We start from the raw sequence: 14,782 nt of genomic DNA, 5'->3' as shown, positions 1-14,782 counted from the left end.
CTTTTATGTTTAATATATACTAAATCCAAAAAATCTTGTCAATAAAATTTTTGATTTTTTACTAGTCCTGTAGGTCGGGCTGTCCGAATCTGGATCCTGCGGATTGGAGACTACCCGACGAAATATAAATTGTCGGGTAGCTATCGCAACCCGACCTACCTCTGCTGTTATGCGAAGTTGCGGGCGTCCTTCATCAAAATGTAATTGATCTGTCGATGTATTGTGAGTAATCCGTTAACTTCTGGGTGTATCTTTCTGTCATTAAGGGAGACGAAATAAGAAAATCCGCTGTAGACCTGTTGCAAGCCGTAGGAATATTATAAAGAACAGAGATTCTCAGTAAAGCCTTTACATCAACATCATGCGGGTGTGGTTGCATGGGATCCCAAAAGAAAACAAGAATATCAATATTTCCCTCTGCAATCATCGCCCCAAGTTGTTGATCGCCTCCAAACGGACCTGACTTAAGTTTAACAATACTCTGGTTAAATGATTTCCCTTTTTCCAGCTTCCTGGTTATTGCATCCTCAACCAAGCGACCAGTAGTTCCCGTACAGATCAGCTTGTGGTCTAGGAGTAACTTCCAGTTCCATTCCACCCATTCGAGTAAGTCGTTTTTACAGTTGTCGTGTGCAACCACAGCAACTCGCTTCGATATTTCCATCACTTCTCCTTTTATCTATTTTGTTTCAACAGATACATTGATGGGATCCAATATTACGACATATTCATCCATATTATTCGACGTCCCGCAATTTCGCATAACTTGGTTACAAGCGTAAGAAGTTCGTTTATCTCCTCAAAATTGGAGTTATAGACGAACCTGTTGCGTTTATTCCGATTTTAGACGCATAGGCAGCTATGTCAAATATACCTCCCAATGGATTCTAATTCGACTTTTGAATATTATACCAAATTTGAAATAATTTGCAACAAAATTTTTTTGAAACCTGTGGGTTGGGCTGTCGGAGACTGCCCGACGAAATATAAATAGTCGGGTGGCCGGTGCAACCCGACCTACTTTAAAAGATTAATTTCATTTGTAAAAAAGCGTTAATCTTCTTATATTTTCTGCTTGAGGATAACCTCATAATAAGATAAAGGAGAAAATAATGAAAAGGTTCGGGATTTTAATTTTAGTGATGATCTTAGCACTGGTTTTGTATTTTTTACTGAGCTCAAAAGGGGAAAAGAACAAGGGGGAGATATCTGCTTCTGGCACTATTGAAATCACCGAGGTGGAGGTAAGCTCAAAGCTTTCTGGAAGGATAGAGAAGCTTTTGGTGGATGAGGGGGATAGTGTTTTAAAAGATCAGGTCTTGATTGAATTAGAAACAAAGGAGCTTCAGGCTCAGCTTAAACAGGCTCAGGCGGCTTATCAGGTATCTTTAGCCCAGCTTGCCCAGTCTAAATCTAATTCTGAGAATCTCAAAACCAATCTGGAAAGGACGAGGCAGCTTTACAAAGCCGGGAGCGCTACCCGGCAGCAGTTGGATGACCAGGAGACAAAATACCAGATGGCAAAGGACCAGCTTAGCTCTGCCACCCATTTAACTGAGCAAAACAAAGCCATGATCGATCTGATCAAGGTGAATCTCGATAATATGGTAATTAAATCGCCAATCAATGGTTTGGTCCTGAGCAAGAATACTGAGATAGGAGAAGTGGTTTCGCCAGGCTCTTCGCTTTTGACCTTAGGAGATCTGCTGCATCCCTGGGTCAAAATCTACATCAAAGAAGCGGATTTGGGAAAAGTCAAGTTAGGGCAGGAAGCACAGGTTAAGATAGATACCTATCCGGAGAAAGTCTTTGAGGGGAAAGTCACTTACATTTCCAGCCAGGCAGAATTTACTCCCAAGAACATCCAGACCAAAGAGGAAAGGGTGAAATTGGTTTTCGGGATTAAGGTGAGCCTGGAAAACCCATTACAGATTCTAAAACCGGGTATGCCGGCGGATGTTATTCTATCAAAAGATTAAGAAAGAACTCTGAAAAACTCCTATTACGGGGCTGGGAGCCCCGCCTACGGGACTGATCTTTCGTAGGTCGGGCACCCTTGCCCGACAATTCAGATCCACTTTTTCAGAGACCTAAAATTAATGCATACTTTTTAAATGACATGCTGGAAACATTCGATCTGCTCAAGAAGTTCGATGCGCTAACTGCCATTGAAAATCTCTCTTTAAGAATAGAAAAAGGGGAGATGGTAGGTTTAGTCGGACCTGACGGAGCAGGGAAAACAACCTTGATGAGGATCCTGTCTGCAATCCTTGCGCCGACATCCGGGACTGCGACAGTTGCCGGATTTGATATAGTCAAAGATTCAGAAAGGCTCAAAGCGAAAATCGGATATATGCCTCAGAGGTTCGGATTGTATGAGGATTTGACTGTGCTGGAAAATCTAAACTTCTTTTCCGAGGTATATCAGCTTACTAAAGAGAAAAAAAAGGAAAAATACGTGGAGGTATTCAGGTTCAGTCAGCTCGAACCTTTTAAAAATTTTTTAGCCGGAAACCTCTCCGGCGGGATGAAGCAGAAGTTAGCTTTATCCTGCGTCCTTTTACATACTCCGGAAGTTCTGATATTAGATGAACCCACCCGTGGAGTTGACCCGATTTCCCGCAGAGACTTCTGGTCAATCCTTTTCGAGCAGCGGAAAAAGGGGATGACCATTTTCATCTCCACCTCTTATATGGACGAGGCTGAAAGATGCCAGAGAGTTGCTTTTTTAGACGGCGGGAGATTAATCGCATACGAACCTCCTTTGCAGCTTAAACAGAAGATGAAAGGGGTTCTTTTCGAGCTGGTCAGCGAAAAAAGCAGGGAAGCGAAATCTTTCTTAGAAAAAGAAGAAGAAGTAATGAATGTTTCCCTTTTTGGAGAAAAAGTGCATTTCACCCTCGAAGATGAAAAAATCCTGGAAGATCTGAAAGTCAAATTACAAAATGCGGGTATCGAGATTTTAAGCTTGAATAAAATCGAGCCTTCTTTAGAAGATGTCTTCATCTCACTCAAGCAAGCGGAGGAAAAGGATTAGATGTACAGGGATGACATCTCTATGGTAGCCGCAACCTTTAGGTTGCGTGGCATTCGCAAACCAAAGTCTGCGGCCTCCGGTCTGGGGACACAGTCACAGGATAAAGTAAAGGGTGCTGAATGAGCACGAATCAGATTGCAGTTGAAGTGGAAAACCTGGTCAAGAGGTTCGGTGATTTCACTGCAGTGGCTAATATCAGTTTTCAGATCAAGAAGGGGGAGGTTTTTGGGTTCTTAGGTCCAAATGGGGCTGGAAAAACTACTACCATAAAGATACTGTGCGGGCTTTTAACTCCTACTTCAGGTAAGGGGAGGGTTGGAGAATACGATGTCTTTACTCAATCAGAGAAAATCAAAGAGAATATCGGCTATATGTCGCAGAAATTCTCCTTGTACGATGACCTGACAGTGGAGCAGAACATAGATTTCTACAGCGGAATCTACAAAGTCAAAAAGGAAAAGAAAAAAGAAAGAAAGGAATGGGTTCTGAAAATGGCAGATCTGGAGGATAAAAGGAACAGAAGGACTGCGGATTTAGCCCTGGGCTGGAAGCAGAGGCTGGCTTTAGGATGTGCTTTCCTGCACGAGCCCCCAGTCCTTTTCCTGGATGAGCCAACCTCCGGAGTAGACCCGATATCAAGACGTAATTTCTGGGATTTAATCTATTCCATCTCAGATAAAGGCACCACGGTTTTCGTCACCACTCATTATATGGATGAAGCTGAGTACTGTCACAGGTTAGCCCTCATTTTCAGGGGAAAATTAGTTCGCTTGGGAACTCCGGAGGAACTAAAGGGCAAATCGATATCCGGCTCGGTCTGGGAAGTGGAATGCAAAAATCCAATCGAGGCTTTAGATTCTCTGCAAAAAGACAAAAGGGTCATCGAAGCCTCCCTTTTTGGAATGAAGATCCACATCCTTATCCCTTTTACCAGGGAAGAGGAAGCCTCTGCTTTAGTTTCACAGATCTTAGATGAGAATAAAATTGAGGTGATAAGGTTACAAAAGATCGTGCCGTCCTTAGAGGACGTTTTTGTGTCTCTGATCAGGGAGAAGGCATAGAAGATGAAGTTCAGAAGGCTTTGGGCAGTAGTTTTCAAGGAATTTCTTCAGATCTCCCGGGATACCCGGATTCTGGTCATGGCTTTTGCAGTTCCGGTGGGGATGCTGGTCCTCTTTGGCTATGCAGTGACTCTGGATATCAATAATCTTCCTTTAGGGGTCTATGATCAGGATAATTCTCAGGAAAGCAGGGGGCTGGTTTCCAGTTTGATGCGATCAGGTTATTTTTCGGTGGAAAGTTATGCTGATAGCTACCAGGGACTATTGAATCTAATAGAAAAAGGAAAGATTAAAATTGCCCTGGTTATCCCATACGACTTTTCCAAAAAAATAAAATCAGGGGAAAAGGTGGAGGTCCAGACCATACTGGATGGAAGCGACGCCAATACTGCCACTATCGGAGCAGGATATCTAACCGGAGCACTTCAGCTTTACTCTCTCAAGCTCACCCAGATAGAAATCAATCCTCCAATCGACGGAAGGATTAGGATCTGGTATAACGAGGAGCTTAAGAGCAAAAACTACATTATCCCAGGGCTGATTGCAGTCATTATGATGATCATAGGAACCTTGCTCACCTCCCTGGTTATCGCCAGGGAATGGGAAAGAGGGACTATGGAACAGTTAATCGCCACGCCCATTCAGTCCTCAGAGCTGATCTTTGGCAAGCTGGTTCCCTATTTTGCGATCGGGATGATCGATTTATTGTTGGCCGTTCTTCTGGGCAGGATTATCTTTAAGGTTCCTTTTAGAGGAAGTTTTCTTTTGATGTTTTTAGTCTCATGTATATTCCTTGCTGGAGCTCTGGGCATCGGAATGTTCATCTCGATTCTAACCAAATCCCAGCAATTAGCCTACCAGATGGCTTTGCTAACCTCCTTTTTACCAGGCTATATCCTTTCAGGTTTTATTTTCCCCATTTTCAATATGCCTCTCTTTTTGAGGATTATCACCCATATTGTGCCAGCCAGGTATTATATAAAGATCCTTCAGGGGATTTTCCTGAAAGGGAACGGCTTTCCCTCCTTGATACCCGAGATTTTGCTTTTGTCCATCTTCGCTTTGATAATGCTAAGCATAGCTAATCTGATTTTTAAGAAAAGGTTGCCGGACTGATATGTGGGAGAGGATTAGACATATCTTTCTTAAAGAGGCTGTTCAGATCAGGAGAGACAAGAGGATGCTGATGATTATCTTTGTGGCTCCGATCATACAGATTATCCTGTTAGGTTATGCCGCCAATATGGATGTTAAGCGGATTCCCGCAGCGGTTTTAGATTTCTCTATGACTCAGGAGAGCAGGGAACTTATCCTGCTTTTCAAAAATTCCGGCCGCTTTCAGATCAACTATTTTCCGGAAAGCCAGAAAGAGATGGTTGAGCGTCTGGATAAGGGGGAAGTCTGGGTGGGGATTGAGATAAAAAGTGATTTTGCTCAGGAGTTGAAAAAAGGGAAAACTGTCCCGATTCAAATCATAATCGATGGGACCAATTCCAACACCGCAGGAGTAGTCTCCGGTTACTTAAACCAGCTACTTCTATCTTATAATCTAAAGCTTCTCCAGGATCAGGTACAGAAGAGGCTGGCTGGAGCTTCTGTTACCGGCATGGTTTCTAAACCAAAAATTCTGAGCCTGGAGAACCAGGTAAGAGCCTGGTATAATCCAGAGTTAAAAAGCAGGGATTTCAATTTGCCAGGGATTCTGGCTTTGATATTAATGATAACCACGATGATGCTGACCTCTATGGCAATTGTCAGGGAAAAAGAAATCGGAACTATCGAGCAGTTGATGGTTACCCCGATAAAGACCTCTGAGCTCATCCTGGGTAAAGTTACACCTTTTGCCTTGATCGGTTTTATAGATGTGTGTCTGATAACCCTGGTGGCGATATTATGGTTCAAAATACCTTTCCGGGGAAATTTCTTTTTCCTGCTACTGTCGGTGACGGTCTACCTTTTGACGACTATAGGAATAGGTCTTTTCATGTCCACCCTTGCCAGAACCCAGCAGCAGGCTATGATGATGACCTTCTTCTTTCTTATGCCGGCAATCATCCTCTCCGGATTTATGTTCCCGATTGCCAATATGCCTAAGCTGATTCAGTATCTCACTTATGTCAATCCGTTGAGGTATTTTCTAATTATCGTGCGGGGGATTTTTCTCAAAGGGAGTGGTCTCCGAGTTCTCTGGGACCAGCTCTTACCTCTGGGCTCTATCGGTGTGGTCGTGCTTGTTCTCAGCATTCTCCGCTTCAGGAAAAAAATAGGTTGAAAACGGCGTAATTGCCCATTCGGCGACGCAAAAAGTCGTATGAATCTAATTTAAAGTTAAACAACGAGTTGGCAGAACCGTTTTAAAAAGAGGGTTTCAGTCTTGCTAATTTTTGTCAGATTTGAGTTCTTATGAAATCTGAAGTCGGCGTAAGTTCAAGGGAAATTTAAAGGTCAAATAATTGATTTTTCTGGTATGAGATTTGTAGGCTTAAAATGGGATTTTTTGCCCTTTGAAAAACTAAACATATCACCAGGGAGTTCTTGCTCAAGTTTAACTTTGTCTTAAATTTAGACTTGACAAAATGGAATTTTAAGTTAAAATTATGTCAATGAATTACAGTTTTTGGTAAGCGAGCTATATAGAGTGGAGATTTTTGGTTCTGAACAGTCGTTCCTCAAAATTCGAAAGAGCTTTTAACTATTCACTGGTCGCGGTATTAATCCTTCTGGGTCTATTGATTATTTCGGGTATATTCAGAAGTATGCCTCCTGATTTTCGTAGTATATTTGGAGGGATAATACTGGTTTATGGTGTGGTGAGGTTTTTGCTCTTAAGAAACAGATACCGGAAGGAAGAAAAGATTGAGGAGAAAAAAGAATAAAAAAACTAAAAATTGAGAAATAAAATACTTGACAGAGAAAGGATTTATGATAACTTTAAAGCTTTTAAGTAAGGGTCTGATGAGAAGAAAAGAGATAATTGCCCGGGTCTGGCTTACAGCTTTGATTCTTCTTTTGAGTTTGTACATAACTGCCGGATGCCAGGATCTGGAGAGCGGGAAAAAAGCATACCAGAAGAGGGATTACGATACTGCCATAAACCTGCTAAAAGCCTATATAGACAAAAAACCGACAGAGCCAGAGCCTTACTATTATCTGGGGGCTTGCTATTTTGAAAAAGGAATGTGGGATGATGCTATCGCCCAGTTGAAGAATGCCATAGACCGGAAGCCGAAATATGCAGAAGCCATATATAAACTCGGCCTGTCTTATCTGAAGAAAGGCTCTTATGACCAGGCTTTGCAGACCTTTAACCAGGGGCTGGAGATAAAAAGGAACTTCGCAGAATTCTTAAATGGAGTAGGTCTGGTGCAAATGGCACAGGGGAAATTGGAGGAAGCGGATATCAGTTTTAGAAAAGCCATCTCTTCGGATCCTAAGAATTTCGAGTATCACAAGAACCTGGGGGATGTGAATCTGCAAAAGGGTGTGGCTTCCATTGCCATCGATGAATACAAGCAGGCAATCAGCCTGGATTCCACCAAAGCAGACGTTTACTATAGCTTGGGAAAAGCTTATCTTACCCAGATGGATTTCAACGCCGCCGCGGATGCTTTTAAGAAGACCGTTCTTTTAGAGCCGAAATTCAAATCGGTTTACTTAGACTTAGGAAGCATCTATTCCTTAGCCCAGAAATATCCTGAAGCTGGCTGGGCTTATAATGAATACGTCAAATTAGACCAGAATAATCCCCAGGCTTATTTGGGCTTAGGAAAAGCATTTTACAATATGTATCAACTTGACAGTGCTGTAACGAACCTGGACAAAACCGTCAAGCTAGATTCTAGTCTGACCGAAGCTTACTATTTCCTGGGCAAAAGCTATGAGGATAAGAAGATGTATCCGGAGGCAGCCTCAGCTTTTGAAAACTATCAGAGAAGCTATACCAGTAAAAACAATTTCGAGTGGACTATAAAAGATAGAGATTTCTTAATGAACAACGGGAAGGTACATTTTTATCTAGGAGATTCACTGAACCTGGAAAAAGCAGTTGAATCTCTTAACTTAGCAGTAAAACTGGACACGACCTACAGCGAATCTTATTCCTTCCTGGGTTTAGCCTATTACCAGCTTAAAAGATACTCGGATGCCATCCCGGCTTTGAAAAAGAAAATCGACCTGGACTCAACCAGCTTCAACAGCTATCTTAACCTGGCTTACTGCCATGTCAATCTGAAGCAGTTTAAGGATGCATTAGACCCGCTCAAAAAAGTGGTGGAGTTGAAGCCGGATTATCTTCAGGCTCACCAGTACCTGGCTTATATTTACTTAAGCGAGCTTAAAGACTATGCCGCGGCTAAGGATGAGTATGAGAAGATACTCCAGCTTAATCCTCAGGACTGTCAGGCAAAAGGGAACTTAGGATATGTTCTCCTCACCCTGAACAGGGCGGGCGAGGCGATAAGACCCCTTTCCGAAGCAGTTAACTGTCAGTCCAGCGACATCTCCTTCAATCTCTGGCTGGCACAGGCATATGATATAACTAACCAGTATGAGAAAGCTAAGGAAGCATACCGAAAAGTCTTAAGATTAGACCCCAAGAACAAGCTGGCAAAAGATCGGCTGGATTTCCTGGAGTATAACTATTGATTTAAATAATTTATAATCGAATATCCAAGGAATAAAAACTAAGTACCAATTGTAAATACAGAGGAGAAAGATGGTCGAAGAGAAAAAGGGCGAGAAAAGAGAAGATGACCTGCGCTATAAATATATCGGGTTTGACGTTTATTCTTCCAGGGCCAAGAAATTCTGGAGAGATCCAGAAGAGGAGAAAAGATATTTAGAAGAGGTCAAAAAAAGAAAGGAAAAAGGGGAGAGGGAGGAGCGGGATCATAGCCTTATAGCGGTGCCGGTTTTCTCCCCGGTGGAGAAATGGATTTTGACCGTAACTTCCGTTTTGATGATTTTGTGCCTTTTCCTTCCCTGGTTCACTTTTACCCGTGGGGAGAGCGTCATGCGCTACAATGTCTTGCAGTACCTGTTTAATTTCGGGACATTGATGACTTACTCTGGCCTGGGCGGTGCTCTTCTGGGCGTTCTGACGATCATTTTTCCAGTAGCGATGTTGACTTCTCTGCTCTTTGGAATACTCAATTTGCTTGCCCTGTACAGTAAAACGAATTCGGAAGGAGGGTATCTTCGCAAGGTCAAAAAAACTCTCAGGCTCAACTTCATCCCTTTCTTTTTGTGGATAGTAGCCGTGATCATATCGATAATCGGAATAGCTACTCCACTGGCATCTGCTTTTGGAGTGAACCAGCTTAAAGATAATTTTGACGTGATAACTTTAGTGAGCATCTCCGGGATTGGCTTGTGGATCAGCTTGGGATGCTGGACACTGAACAGCGTTAAAGCTAATGATTTATAAGAGCATTAAGGAGGTCAGGATGAGATAGTCTCCAGGCAAAGAAAAAAACGAGATATTAACTCAATTTTTAAACTTTTTAAGGAGGTATTTGTATGAAGCAATCGATCTTTATAACCTTAGTCCTGATAGTCTCAATTGCCATCGGTTTTATAATCTGGGGATTGATGCTGCCGGATTATCTGAGATTGGGAGGACCACTGGTAGGATTATTGATCGGTTTGTTAGTAATGCTTTTATCTTTTATCATAGAAAGGACTTTGACTTTAAGGAAAGCCCGGGGTAAAGCTTCGGTCCAGTCCTTTTTCAGGAATGTGGTAACCATGCTGGACAAAGGGGATTACGATGGAGCTATTGCCGCATGCGACAAACAGAGAGGCACAACCGCTAACGTTTTAAGAGCGGGCATCGAAAGATACCAGCAGTTAAAAGGAAATACTTCGTCTGAAAAACGCTTGAGCGAAACCCAGAGAGCAATTGAAGAGGCTAATGCCCTGGAGGTCCCGTTACTGGAGAGAAATCTGATCGCCTTATCCACTATCGCCTCGATTGCCACCATGATAGGGCTATTAGGAACCACTATCGGAATGATAAGAGCCTTTAAGGCAACCTCCGAGAGGGTCGGTGGAGTTATCGACGCTATGAAGCTGGCTACCGGAATTTCCGAAGCTCTGGTGAATACGGCTGGTGGACTTCTGGCTGCCATCATCGGGATCGTGGCTTACAATTTCTTCGTGAATAAGGTGGATGCTTTCAACTATACGATGGACGAGGCTTCTTACGAGGTCTTACAGCTTTTGAAGAGTAAGGAGGCTGAGAAGTAATGTTAAAGAGGATGAAGAAGAGAATAGGGGTTAAAATCGATATGACCCCTATGGTGGATATCGCCTTTCTGCTTTTGATCTTCTATATGTCCACTACCCAGTTCAAACCCCCGGAAAAAAAATCAGTGGCTCTGCCAGCTTCCCATTCCCAAATCAAGCTGCCGGAAAAAGATATTTTGAACATAACCGTTACCAAAGACGACAGCATTGCCGTAGATTATGTGAATAGGAAACAGGTAGAGATTCAAGGCAAAAAAGAGCAGGTCCTGGAAAGGATTTACGAGGATGTCAACCTGAACACATTAGCTGGAACGATTTTGTCGATCCGGGCCAAATACCCTGGGATATTTGTGGTGATCAAAGCAGACAAGGAAGCCCATTATGGGATCATACAAGCACTGATGAACACCATGCGCGATAATCATATGCCCCGCTTCCAGTTAGTTACTGAGATCGAGGCGGGAAGTTAAAAATAGTTTTTAGAGCAATTTTGTCTAAGGAGTGAATTTCTATGGCAGCGGTTGACGTAGGAGGACCGAGTCCTCGAGGGAAAAAGACCGGAGGGCTTCGAAGACCGAAAAAGAGATTGGGGATAAGAATAGATATGACCCCTATGGTAGATATAGCCTTTCTTCTGCTGATCTTCTATATGGTGACCACGATCTTCAGTCTTCCACAGGCGATGGAGATCAACCTTCCTCCAGAGGACCAGCCAGTACCCATTGCGGAATCTAACCTTTTTACTTTGAGGGTAGATTCGGAAGGGAAGATGTACTGGAATATGGGAGTGGAAAAGCCGGAACCTATTCCCCCTGATTCTTTAAGGTCCATCCTTCTAAGAAAGAATCAGGAAAAGCCCAAGCTGGTGACCCTTATCAAGATCGACAAGGAAGCCAAGTATTACAAGATGATCGACATAGTGGACGAAATACAATTAGTGGAAAAGCAGATGCAAGAGAAAAACCGTAACTTCAGTTACCGTTTCAGCTTTGCCCCTTTTACGGATGAAGATCAAGGGCTTATCACCGGTAAGCTTCAGCCGAAAGGAGGGAAGTAAGAATGAGAGTCGCAACGCCTTATGGAGCCTTTGAGCTTAAGAGGGTCTATCAGAGAAACTTTAGCATTGCAGTAATTATCTCTGCCCTGGTGTATTTGATCTTAATTGGTTCATTTATGCTTTTTTCTCATATCACAGCTCAGAAGCCGGTAGCAAAAAGGGTAATAACTATCAGAACCCCTCTCGAGTTAGGAGCGCCTCCTTCCCTGACCCAGAACGTGGCTCATCAGATAGCAGTAGCTGCACCAGCCGCGGCTGCAGCGCCGTCAGTTGGAGTTCCTAAAGCGGTTCCGGATGATCAGGTTAAGGAAACAGTGACCCTGGCCAGCCAGGCAGAATTAGGGGTCTTGCAGAACCCCACTGTGTCTACTGAGGGAACAGGTAAGGGTGAATCATTATCCATTCAGATAGCCCCGGAAGAATATCTGCCTGCGCCAGGAGAGTTCGTGCCTTACGAAGAGGCTCCTGTACCCATTAAATGGGTTAAACCGAGCTATCCTGAGTTGGCCAGAAAATCGGGTGTCGAAGGGAAAATCTGGGTTGAGGCTCTGGTGGATAAACGCGGTAAAGTCAGGGATGCCAGGTGCCTGAAAGAGATGAGCGTGAACGCTGACATCTTCTGCGAAGAGGCGGTTAAAGCCGCAATGCAGAACGAATATAAGCCAGCCATAAGCAACCACCAGCCGGTGGCAGTCCGGGTACAGTACAAGGTGGACTTTAATTTGAAATAAGGGAGACTACTTAAGGCAGAATGTTTCATTAATTGAAAAGTCAATAAGGCAGTTTTCTTAAAACTGCCTTTTTTTATCAGGAGCGATTTTTTTTTAGGGAGGAGAGATGCCGAAATGCTTCAATTTTAAAGCATCAATTTTTTTATCCACTTTCTTTTTAGCTTCACTTCCGGTCAAGCTTTTTGCCGGGGAGGAGAATGTCCTTTTGCCTCCTTTTGACCGGACAGTCAACTTGGCCTTATATTTCGTTCTGCTCTCTGCCATCTTAGGTTTAGCTTACGGGCTTTATTTAGCTTTCAAGGTGATAAAAAAGGATCAGGGTACACCTAAGATGATCGAGGTGGCAAAAGCAATTCAGGAAGGAGCAAAAGCCTACCTTACCCGCCAGTTCAGGGTTTTATTTTTCTTCATCATACTTCTGACGATTGTATTATTTTTTGTCTATAAAAACATATACCTACTTCCTGACGGAACCCCGGACTGGAAAATGGTCTGGGGGATCGCGCTGGCGTTTTTAGCCGGCTCAACTCTATCAGCCATGACCGGGCTTATCGGTATGTCAGTTGCTGTTCGGGGGAACGTGAGGGTAGCTCACGCTGCCAGAACCTCATTTAAAAATGCTCTGGAGACCGCATTTCAGTCTGGCACCGTAACCGGTATGTTCACCGTCGGAATGGGTTTGGTCGGAGCTACAGTCATCTTTATGCTCTTCAAGGAAAAGGCTATGATGGTCCTGATCGGGTTCGGTTTCGGCGGAAGCCTTGTAGCCTTATTTATGAGAGTGGGCGGTGGAATCTACACCAAGGCAGCAGACGTGGGAGCGGACCTGGTGGGCAAAGTCGAAGCAGGGATTCCGGAGGACGATCCCAGAAATGCGGCAGTGATTGCGGATCTTGTAGGGGACAACGTGGGAGATTGTGCTGGAATGGCAGCAGACCTATTTGAATCTTATGAGGTCACCTTAGTTGCCGCTATGATCTTAGGAGCTTCCTATGCGGTCTTCAACCCTACCCCTGCTGGCAAGGATCTGGCTTTAAAATTGATTGTTTTTCCGCTTTTAGTCAGGGCTGTAGGGGTATTCGCTTCTATCCTGGGCACCTGGAGAGTGAAGGGAAAAGATAAAAAAGACTTTAACCCGATGAGGCCCATCCAGAACGGGTTTGTGGTCGCGGCTCTGGTCTCCACTATCGGATTCGGGTTGATAAACTATTTCTACATAAAAACCGCATCCGGCGCTCCGGATATGAGGTTTTTCTGGGCGACTTTTTCCGGAATCGTGCTGGCAGTTTTGATCAGTTACCTGACAGAATATTATACTGCAGTGGAATATAGCCCGGTCAAAGAGACTGCGCGCGCCACCAAGACCGGTGCAGCAACTACCATCTTAGCTGGGTTTTCTGAAGGGATGGAGTCGACCGTTTTAGCCATCATCGTCATAGGCGCCGCGATATTGACTTCGAACCTGATCTTTAGCGGGGATTTGGCCTTAGCCGCCTACGGGATAGCTTTATGCGGAATGGGAATGCTCACCACAACCGGATTCATCGTCTCAATGGATTCTTATGGACCAGTATCAGATAACGCTAACGGTATCTTCGAGATGTCAAAGGTCTTAGAAGAGGATAAAAATCCGGATGCTCATCTGATAGTGCATAAATTAGATGCGGTGGGAAATACCACTAAAGCGGTGACAAAAGGCTTTGCTATCGCCTCGGCAGTAGTAGCAGCAGTTTCTCTGTTCAGGTCTTACGGTTCGGACATAAACTTACTTGATCCGGCTTACAAATTTTTCGAAAGAGGTATTCAGATCAACCTGCCCAATGCATTCGTAGGCCTGTTGATCGGAGGAGCGATGCCTTTTCTCTTCAGCTCCTTAGCCATAAGAGCAGTGGGCAGGGCTGCTTTTCAAGTCGTGGAAGAAGTGAGAAGGCAGTTCAAAGAAATACCCGGATTGATGGAGGGAAAAGCCAAACCGGAATATTACAGATGTGTTAACATCTCCACGGCGGCTGCTCAAAAAGAGCTTATAACCCCCGGGCTTCTGGCTATACTTTCACCCTTGATAGTCGGATTTCTTTTAGGTGTGGACGGTTTAGGCGGGTTCTTAGCCGGAACTATCTTGACTGGTCAGCTCTTAGCAGTTATGCTTTCCAATGCAGGCGGAACCTGGGATAATGCAAAAAAGACGATCGAGGCAGGGCTGTACGGAGGCAAAGGTTCAGAAGCTCATAAGGCTAGCGTGATCGGGGATACGGTGGGCGATCCCTTTAAAGATACTGCCGGGCCCTCTCTTAACCCTCTGATCAAGGTGATGAATTTAGTTTCCATCCTTTTTCTGCCTTTGCTTATCGGAAAAAGTCAGCTTCCTCCCGGACTCAAAGCCCCACTGGCAATTGTGGCTGTCATAGTGCTCCTGAGCGCGTTGTTGATCAGTAAAAGAAGAAAATAAATTCTGCTCGTAGAGGATGTTATGCTTAGTGTAGTCAGGTGTTACCACCTGACTGCTTGATTTTTTTTACTGTTCTGTAAACATCAAGCAGAAAAACCACACCACGAACTTTGTCCGAAAAAGTCTTGTTCGGAGCCACTTTAGTGGCGTGTTAGCGGGACCCCTACTAAAGTCGGTTAAAACTGACCATTAAGAGTAAGA

The 14,782-nt window shown here is 44.0% G+C and carries 14 protein-coding genes; 13 read left to right on the top strand and 1 reads right to left on the bottom strand.

The annotated features are described in order from the left end of the window. Positions 1 to 193: 193 nt before the first annotated feature. On the bottom strand, positions 194 to 664 hold the full coding sequence (locus MUP17_12255) for a methylglyoxal synthase (protein ID MCJ7459744.1): 471 nt from the start codon (positions 662 to 664) through the stop codon (positions 194 to 196). Positions 665 to 1,112: 448 nt separating this feature from the next. Here MUP17_12255 and MUP17_12250 point away from each other — a divergent pair, with 448 nt between their 5' ends. The 13 genes from MUP17_12250 to MUP17_12190 all read left to right on the top strand — a co-directional run bounded on the left by MUP17_12250 (position 1,113) and on the right by MUP17_12190 (position 14,581). Further along, entirely contained in the window at positions 1,113 to 1,979 is an 867-nt protein-coding gene (locus tag MUP17_12250) for an efflux RND transporter periplasmic adaptor subunit (GenBank protein MCJ7459743.1), read from the top strand. A gap of 140 nt (positions 1,980 to 2,119) precedes the next feature. Continuing rightward, positions 2,120 to 3,037, top strand: coding sequence for an ABC transporter ATP-binding protein (locus MUP17_12245; GenBank protein MCJ7459742.1), 918 nt, complete (start codon positions 2,120 to 2,122; stop codon positions 3,035 to 3,037). Between the two features lie 119 nt (positions 3,038 to 3,156). Further along, positions 3,157 to 4,098 carry an ABC transporter ATP-binding protein gene (locus MUP17_12240; GenBank protein MCJ7459741.1) on the top strand — a complete coding sequence of 314 codons (942 nt, stop codon included), beginning with the start codon at positions 3,157 to 3,159 and terminating at the stop codon, positions 4,096 to 4,098. A 3-nt stretch (positions 4,099 to 4,101) separates the two neighbouring features. Then, positions 4,102 to 5,214 carry an ABC transporter permease gene (locus MUP17_12235; protein MCJ7459740.1) on the top strand — a complete coding sequence of 371 codons (1,113 nt, stop codon included), beginning with the start codon at positions 4,102 to 4,104 and terminating at the stop codon, positions 5,212 to 5,214. A 64-nt stretch (positions 5,215 to 5,278) separates the two neighbouring features. Then, positions 5,279 to 6,370: an ABC transporter permease gene (locus MUP17_12230; protein ID MCJ7459739.1), complete on the top strand. Its 1,092-nt coding sequence runs from the start codon at positions 5,279 to 5,281 to the stop codon at positions 6,368 to 6,370. A gap of 376 nt (positions 6,371 to 6,746) precedes the next feature. Continuing rightward, positions 6,747 to 6,974: a hypothetical protein gene (locus MUP17_12225; protein ID MCJ7459738.1), complete on the top strand. Its 228-nt coding sequence runs from the start codon at positions 6,747 to 6,749 to the stop codon at positions 6,972 to 6,974. Between the two features lie 46 nt (positions 6,975 to 7,020). Then, positions 7,021 to 8,742, top strand: a complete 1,722-nt coding sequence (locus tag MUP17_12220) for a tetratricopeptide repeat protein (protein ID MCJ7459737.1) — start codon at positions 7,021 to 7,023, stop codon at positions 8,740 to 8,742. 70 nt (positions 8,743 to 8,812) lie between these two features. Beyond that, positions 8,813 to 9,523, top strand: coding sequence for a hypothetical protein (locus MUP17_12215; GenBank protein MCJ7459736.1), 711 nt, complete (start codon positions 8,813 to 8,815; stop codon positions 9,521 to 9,523). 92 nt (positions 9,524 to 9,615) lie between these two features. Further along, positions 9,616 to 10,344 carry a MotA/TolQ/ExbB proton channel family protein gene (locus tag MUP17_12210; GenBank protein MCJ7459735.1) on the top strand — a complete coding sequence of 243 codons (729 nt, stop codon included), beginning with the start codon at positions 9,616 to 9,618 and terminating at the stop codon, positions 10,342 to 10,344. Next, positions 10,344 to 10,814 (top strand): biopolymer transporter ExbD, encoded by a 471-nt coding sequence (locus tag MUP17_12205; GenBank protein ID MCJ7459734.1) that lies wholly within the window; start codon positions 10,344 to 10,346, stop codon positions 10,812 to 10,814. Before MUP17_12210 ends, MUP17_12205 begins: the two co-directional genes overlap by 1 nt. A 41-nt stretch (positions 10,815 to 10,855) precedes the next feature. Beyond that, the gene (locus MUP17_12200) at positions 10,856 to 11,401 is read left to right on the top strand and encodes a biopolymer transporter ExbD (protein MCJ7459733.1); all 546 of its coding nucleotides are present in this window, start codon (positions 10,856 to 10,858) and stop codon (positions 11,399 to 11,401) included. A gap of 2 nt (positions 11,402 to 11,403) precedes the next feature. Next, positions 11,404 to 12,132, top strand: coding sequence for an energy transducer TonB (locus tag MUP17_12195; GenBank protein ID MCJ7459732.1), 729 nt, complete (start codon positions 11,404 to 11,406; stop codon positions 12,130 to 12,132). 106 nt (positions 12,133 to 12,238) lie between these two features. Further along, complete coding sequence (locus tag MUP17_12190) at positions 12,239 to 14,581, top strand: sodium-translocating pyrophosphatase (protein MCJ7459731.1); 2,343 nt, start codon at positions 12,239 to 12,241, stop codon at positions 14,579 to 14,581. Positions 14,582 to 14,782 lie beyond the last annotated feature (201 nt).

The organism is Candidatus Zixiibacteriota bacterium (assembly GCA_022865345.1).
Classification (GTDB): domain Bacteria; phylum Zixibacteria; class MSB-5A5; order MSB-5A5; family RBG-16-43-9; genus RBG-16-43-9.
Note: the sequence above shows the minus strand (reverse complement) of the source record. Positions and strands in the feature narration are given on the sequence as shown.

Excerpts from the sequence above, each read along its gene's own strand:
- MUP17_12255 (MCJ7459744.1), bottom strand. The coding sequence starts at position 664 with ATGGAAATATCGAAGCGAGTTGCTGTGGTTGCACACGACAACTGTAAA.
- MUP17_12250 (MCJ7459743.1), top strand. The coding sequence starts at position 1,113 with ATGAAAAGGTTCGGGATTTTAATTTTAGTGATGATCTTAGCACTGGTT.
- MUP17_12245 (MCJ7459742.1), top strand. The coding sequence starts at position 2,120 with ATGCTGGAAACATTCGATCTGCTCAAGAAGTTCGATGCGCTAACTGCC.
- MUP17_12240 (MCJ7459741.1), top strand. The coding sequence starts at position 3,157 with ATGAGCACGAATCAGATTGCAGTTGAAGTGGAAAACCTGGTCAAGAGG.
- MUP17_12235 (MCJ7459740.1), top strand. The coding sequence starts at position 4,102 with ATGAAGTTCAGAAGGCTTTGGGCAGTAGTTTTCAAGGAATTTCTTCAG.
- MUP17_12230 (MCJ7459739.1), top strand. The coding sequence starts at position 5,279 with ATGCTGATGATTATCTTTGTGGCTCCGATCATACAGATTATCCTGTTA.
- MUP17_12220 (MCJ7459737.1), top strand. The coding sequence starts at position 7,021 with ATGATAACTTTAAAGCTTTTAAGTAAGGGTCTGATGAGAAGAAAAGAG.
- MUP17_12215 (MCJ7459736.1), top strand. The coding sequence starts at position 8,813 with ATGGTCGAAGAGAAAAAGGGCGAGAAAAGAGAAGATGACCTGCGCTAT.
- MUP17_12210 (MCJ7459735.1), top strand. The coding sequence starts at position 9,616 with ATGAAGCAATCGATCTTTATAACCTTAGTCCTGATAGTCTCAATTGCC.
- MUP17_12205 (MCJ7459734.1), top strand. The coding sequence starts at position 10,344 with ATGTTAAAGAGGATGAAGAAGAGAATAGGGGTTAAAATCGATATGACC.
- MUP17_12200 (MCJ7459733.1), top strand. The coding sequence starts at position 10,856 with ATGGCAGCGGTTGACGTAGGAGGACCGAGTCCTCGAGGGAAAAAGACC.
- MUP17_12195 (MCJ7459732.1), top strand. The coding sequence starts at position 11,404 with ATGAGAGTCGCAACGCCTTATGGAGCCTTTGAGCTTAAGAGGGTCTAT.
- MUP17_12190 (MCJ7459731.1), top strand. The coding sequence starts at position 12,239 with ATGCCGAAATGCTTCAATTTTAAAGCATCAATTTTTTTATCCACTTTC.